Origin of the sequence: Vreelandella rituensis (genome assembly GCF_003336665.1) — a bacterium.
Classification (GTDB): Bacteria; Pseudomonadota; Gammaproteobacteria; order Pseudomonadales; family Halomonadaceae; genus Vreelandella; species Vreelandella rituensis.
In genome coordinates, this window is the sequence record NZ_QPIJ01000024.1 from 50349 (window position 1) to 56348 (window position 6000).

Here is a 6000-nt window from a genome sequence, read left to right on the forward strand (position 1 = left end):
GAACCCAGTCTCAAGCTCAATATAAGACAAGGTTTAGCGTCGGCTCAGGAGTCGGCGTGTATTCAAGTAAACTGTAAAGGAGAGTGACCATGTTGAAGAAAACTGCGATTGCCACGGCGTTGACCGCCGCTGCGCTGGTTCCATTGAGCCAGGCCCAAGCCGCCGACTATGCCGTGGATATCGAAGGCCAGCACGCCTTTATCCAGTTCAAGATCAGTCACCTGGGGTTTTCATACATTCTTGGTGACTTTGAAGAGTTCAGCGGTCAGTTTCACTATGACGCGGACAATCTGGAAGCATCGTCCGTGGAAATGGAAGTTCAAGTCAACAGCCTCGACACCAATCATGCCGAACGTGACCGTCACTTCTTGAGCGATGACTTTCTCGATGCCGATGAATATCCCACAGCCAGCTTTGTTTCCACCGGCTTTGAGTCGACGGGTGACAATGAAGGGGTGGTAACCGGTGACCTTACGTTGCACGGTCAGACTCAGCAGATCGAAATGGATGTTACCTTGATGGGTGAAGGGGATGACCCTTGGGGCAACTATCGTGCCGGCTTTGAAGGCAGCACCATGCTGACATTGAGTGATTTCGATATCGACATGAGTGACTTCCCGGAAATGATGCATGAGTTGGAGTTGTACGTTACGTTTGAAGGTGTTCGCCAGTAACCGAAAAGAGCGACACTAACGCCACCACCCCCGGAGGAAATCCGGGGGTGGTGGCGTTTTATGGATTGAGAAGGGAGTGGCCGTGGCAGATGTAAAGCATCAAGCAACATCAGCGTCTTCGTTGACGCTTACCCTTTGGCGGCAGACGTGGCCCATGGCCATCGGCGTGCTGGCCCTGCTGGGCTTTCAATTGGTGGACAGTGCCTTTATCGCACGCTTGGGTACCGCACCGCTGGCGGCGCTATCATTCACCTTTCCGCTTTCGTTTCTGATCATCGGTATACAAGTAGGGTTGGGCATTGCCATTGCCGCCTTGATTTCCCGTGCGCTAGGCGCCGGGGAGGATGCCCGGGCACGCCGCCTGAGCAGTTTGGTGATGATGATCGGCGGCGTCACCATCGCGTTGCTGGGGGTGCTGCTTTGGGCCTTTCATGTGCCTCTGTTCAAGCTGTTGGGGGCGGATGCCGCAACGCTTGGCTTGATTGGCGATTACTGGGCACCCCAGCTGCTGGCGGCTTGGCTGGGAGCGCTGTTGTATTTTGGCTATAGCCTGTTTCGTGCCCATGGCGATACCCGCTTGCCGGGCAAGATGATGGTGTTGAGCAGTGTCATCAACCTTGTCATGGATCCGCTGTTGATTTTCGGGGTGGGCGACTGGCAAGGCATGGGGCTTCCTGGCGCGGCTTGGGCAACGGTGATTGCCTTCAGTAGCGGCTTGCTGATAGTCGGCCTGAAGCTCAACAGAACCGACTGGCTCACGAGCCATCAGCTGTGGCCTGAATTTCTGCGCTCGGCGGGCCCTTTTGCCGGAATTGCAGGGCCGGCCATGGTCAGTCAACTGATGCCGCCGTTGGCCGCCATGCTGGCAATTTACGTGGTGGCGGGACTGGGTGAGACCTATGTGGCGGCCTGGGGGCTTGCCAGTCGCCTGGAAACGCTCTCGCTGATGGTGATTCTGGCCATGACCATGTCGCTTCCCCCCTGGTTGGGGCGTTGTTACGGGGCGGGCGACTGGACGCAGATACAACGGCTGCTGCATCTGGCACTCAAGGTGGCGGTGGTGTGGCAGTTAGCGTTGGGCACGTTAATGGCGGTGCTGGCGCCCTGGGTGGCCTTGACGCTGTCGGGCAATCCCGACGTTCAATCCGAACTCACCTTGCTGATACGTTTTTTACTCCCCAGCTATGCCGCCCTGGGAGTGTGCATGCTGGTGGTCTCGGCGGGCAATGCATTGGGTTGGCCATTGCGAGCGATGCTGCTCTCTAGCGCCCGGTTGTTCATTTGCTATTTACCCTGTTTATGGCTGGGCTCGCAGTTCTTCGGTTGGTGGGGGCTGGTTGCCGGTGCAGCTGTGGGTAACCTGCTAGCTGGCTTCCTGGCATGGCAAGTGATGAGGCGTATTTTATCCCGCCCGCATCGACAGGCGGGATTCGTGAATTAACGCTGGCGCGCAGCCTCCTGAAAGAAGAAATACATAAAGAGCAGCGCCATACCTAAGTAGCCCATGACGAACTCAGGGGCGGCATTGAAGGAGAGCTCTGGAGCGTGCATTAGTCCCACAAACGAAAAACCAGCGGCAATGGAAGCGAAGGCGGCCGCGCGTCGGAACTGGTGATCTATTACTGATACTGTCATGGCGCCAAGCAGGATCGCCATAAACAAGGCCCCTTGGCCCATCACCACAATGGCGCTGGAGATATCGCCGACCACTTCACCTGCCCCGCGACTGAAGCGTACCATCACGTAGTTAGCGAAGTAGGGCAGCATGGCCAGCGCCACGGCAGGGTAATAGCGCGTTTCGTTGGCTTGAAACGCTGTCGCAATCATCGATATGCCGACAAAGACTAAAATCGGTGCGACCACTGACACGGGGATAATCGCGGCCAGGGCAGCAATTAAACCAAACATAGTGGCTAGCGCATACACGGCGCCATTAAGAAGGCTGTAGCCTCGGCCAGCTCCCATCCACTTGGCACCCACGGTAGCGATATAGACCGTGGTAGGAAAGACGCCACCAAACAGGGCCCCAATCATCGTGCCCGCGCCATCTACTGCCTGGCATTCGCGCACATCATACTTATCGCCCGCAGCTTCCATTGCCTCTACGTTGTTCATCGTCTCAATGGCGTTATAAAGAGTAATTGGCAGTACCACGGTAAGCACCGCGAGCATGCTGGTCAGCAGTAACCCCAGCCCTTCAAACCAGGCTAGATTAGGGAGCAGCGGATAAAAGCCTAGGTGCGTAAACGCATCGCTGAAACGCTCGGTACCGGCGTCACCGATCAAATAGGCCATCGCAGTACCCAAGATAATGGCGAACAACGACGTTGGAAGTCTAAACGGCATGCTGACTCTTGCTAACAAGCCGACGATAATGATCGCTAACACCAGCAGGCCGATAACCGGCATTTCCAGTGTTTTAAACAGCATTTCACCGGCAATGAAAGTGAGCGCCACGCCTGCAACCGCGCCGAGCATGGCGGCGCGGGGCAGATGGTGCTGCACCCAGCGACCAATTACGCTAACCGCGGCTTCAATGGCACCACTGATAAAGCAGGCGGCAACGGCCACCTTCCAGGCCATTTCCGCATCGCCGGTGAGCTGTTTAGCGGGTAGCAATACGCCAAATAAAAATACGAACATCACAGGCGTTGAGATGCCGTAAGAAAGCGCGGTTACATCAGCACGATTCTCTTTTCGTGCCAGTCTTGCTGCGCTCCAAGCGTAATAGAAGTTGCCTACCATCACCGCTACCGCAGCGCCCGGCAGCACTTGGCCATAGACAATGGAGGAGGGAAACCCCATTCCGAGCATGGTGATGGCGATAATGACAAAGTTGGCAATGTTATTTTGGAACAGGGCGAAGAACGCGTCGGTGTCTTCTTTTTTATACCAAGGGTAGTGGGTGCTGACAGCCGCCATAATAGACCTCTTGATTATAGTTGTTGTATACAATGCATGCTGAGCTTACCGAGGAGCTGACTGATCGGTCAAGGATTGCGTTGTACGTTGCATTGTATTGGAAGCCACATGGGCGCCCCTAGGCTCTGTCGGTAAGTGCAAAATTGTATACAGCTTGGAATTGATTAAAGATACAAAAACGCCCAGGGAGACCTGGGCGTTTTTACTATGGTGCTGCTTGGTAGCTAGTTAGTCGTTAACAGCCGCAATGGCCTTGGCCAGGTAGGGCAGATTTTCGTGCGAGAAACCCGCCACATTGGCGCGACCGGAGCGCACCATGTAGATACCGAATTCGTCACGCAACCGGTCGACCTGCTCCGGGGTGAGACCGGTATAGGAGAACATGCCGCGTTGTTCGGCAACACAGGCGTACTTCTGATCCAGGCCGTAGGGCTTCAGCGCTTCAACGAAATCGCGCCGCAGGGTATTGATACGGTCGCGCATTTCAGTGAGCTCGTCGCGCCAGACGGGAATCAGATCGTCGGAAGTCAGAATTTCACTGACGATGGAGCCGCCATGTGCCGGCGGGTTGGAATAGTTCTCCCGCGCCACGATGGCAATCTGGGAGCGCACGTTTTCCATCTGCTCGTTGTCTTTGGCCACCATGATCAAGCAACCGGTACGTTCGCAATAGATGCCGAAGTTCTTGGAGCAGGAACTGGTGATGATCATTTCATCCAGTGATTCAGCCAGCAGACGAACGCCATAGGCGTCTTCATCCAGGCCTTCACCAAAGCCCTGGTAGGCGAAATCCACCAATGGCAAAAGATTGCGCTCACGCACCACTTCCAGCACTTGCTTCCATTGATCTTGGGAAAGATCGAACCCTGTGGGGTTGTGGCAACAAGCGTGCAGCAGCACCACATCGCCTTCAGGAATCTGCTTGAGCGCCGACAACATGCCGTCGAAATCCAGGCGATTGTTCGCGTCCACGTAAGGGTACTTGTGCAGCTTGATACCTGCGGCGGGGAAGATGCCCAAGTGGTTCGGCCAGGTCGGGTCACTCACCCAGATGTCCTTGCCGGGAAGCTGCGAGGCGATGAAATCAGCCGCTAGACGCAGGGCACCTGTGCCGCCCGGAGACTGGGTGGCGCTCGCACGGCCGGCTTCGAGTACCGGTGAGTTCTCACCGAGCACCATCGGTAGCACCACATTGCCATAGGCGGGTGCCCCATGGGAGCCGATGTAGGTCTTGGTGGTTTCATTCTTGAGCAGGCGAGCTTCCGCTTCTTTGACGGCACGCATGATCGGCGTGTTACCTTGCGAATCGCGGTAAACGCCAACGCCAAGATCCACTTTCTGCGGGTTGGTATCTTTCTTGAAGGCTTCGATCAGCCCGAGGATTGCATCTCCCGGGACTCGCTCAATTTGCTCGAACATTTAGTTGGCTACCTCGTCGGTTCTGGCGGCAAGAATGAAGTCATTGCGATGCAGGCCGTTGATGGCATGTGACCACCATGTCACGGTTGTTTTGCCCCACTCGGTGGTGATTTCCGGATGGTGGCCGGCCTGCTCGGCAATGTCGCCGACGCCTTGGGTGAATGCCAGGGCCTCGGCAAAATCACGAAACGTAAAGCTTCGCATAAGCTTCATGATGCCACCGTGCTCGACAATCCGCCACTCGGGAACCTCCTTCAGTAGTGTCTCGCTTTGTTCACGGGTCAAGGGAGTGGCCTCGGCACTGCATGCTTCACATTTTTGCTGGGATAGGCTGGTCATGAAAGCTCCTCGGTCGGCTGTGAGTGAGTGAATGCTCCCGCGAATCATGCTGCGCATTGATTCGGGGCTTCATCGCTCCGCCACAACGTGGAGAGCGTGACCGGCATCCTCGGTGAGCCAGGGGAACGTTTGCCGCCTGACGCCTGCCCGTCCTTTCGGCGGGTCAGTTTGCGTTTCCATGCCCAGTAACGGGCACCAATGTTGTAGCTGGCGCTAAGATCGGCGTTGTACTGCTTCCCGCTCTGGAAGGTGGCCAGTTCGTATTGCGTCTTGTGCCGCTTCACGCGGCCAGAGCCATCAAACGCCCAGGATGACGTGCCTCGCGCATAGACATAAACCACCTTCCCGCCAGCTTCTTTCATCTTGTGCTCGATCAGCGTGGCGAGCCGCCGATGCAGCCATTGGTGAAAACGCTGGCGTAAGCTAGAGCGTTTTTTGCCCGCCTTGGGACGCCAGCCCTTCAGGTCTTCCAGCACGATCATGTCAGCACCTTCGGCCAAGGCAAAATCGACCAGTTGGCGTGATGTCTGTTGCGCCATGTTCTCGTTAATGCGCTGCACTTTGCGGTACCACGTTCGGCCAAAGCCTTTTGACAGCTTGCCGGTCTTACGCGCCTTGCCACGAATCATCGCGGCACGTTTATCGC

Annotated in this window: 6 protein-coding genes; 2 read left to right on the forward strand and 4 right to left on the reverse strand. The window is 56.2% G+C overall.

What is annotated here, in order from left to right; all coding sequences use genetic code 11:
- The first annotated feature begins 89 nt into the window (after nt 1–89).
- Together DU506_RS11185 and DU506_RS11190 are read left to right on the forward strand one after the other, a co-directional pair.
- On the forward strand, nt 90–674 hold the full coding sequence (locus DU506_RS11185; RefSeq protein ID WP_114487020.1) for a YceI family protein: 585 nt from the start codon (nt 90–92) through the stop codon (nt 672–674).
- Nucleotides 675–828: 154 nt separating this feature from the next.
- The gene (locus DU506_RS11190) at nt 829–2115 is read left to right on the forward strand and encodes an MATE family efflux transporter (protein ID WP_114487021.1); all 1287 of its coding nucleotides are present in this window, start codon (nt 829–831) and stop codon (nt 2113–2115) included.
- Here the strand turns inward: DU506_RS11190 and DU506_RS11195 are convergent.
- From DU506_RS11195 to DU506_RS11210, 4 genes are all read right to left on the reverse strand, one after another.
- Nucleotides 2112–3596, reverse strand: a complete 1485-nt coding sequence (locus DU506_RS11195; RefSeq protein WP_114487022.1) for an NCS2 family permease — start codon at nt 3594–3596, stop codon at nt 2112–2114. The genes DU506_RS11190 and DU506_RS11195 overlap by 4 nt on opposite strands.
- A gap of 228 nt (nt 3597–3824) precedes the next feature.
- A complete protein-coding gene (locus DU506_RS11200; protein ID WP_114487023.1) occupies nt 3825–5015 on the reverse strand; it encodes an amino acid aminotransferase in 1191 nt (396 codons plus the stop codon).
- The gene (locus DU506_RS11205) at nt 5016–5354 is read right to left on the reverse strand and encodes a 4a-hydroxytetrahydrobiopterin dehydratase (protein WP_114487024.1); all 339 of its coding nucleotides are present in this window, start codon (nt 5352–5354) and stop codon (nt 5016–5018) included.
- 44 nt (nt 5355–5398) lie between these two features.
- On the reverse strand, nt 5399–6000 hold a 602-nt coding region (locus DU506_RS11210; RefSeq protein ID WP_147273748.1), incomplete at its 5' end, for an IS200/IS605 family accessory protein TnpB-related protein.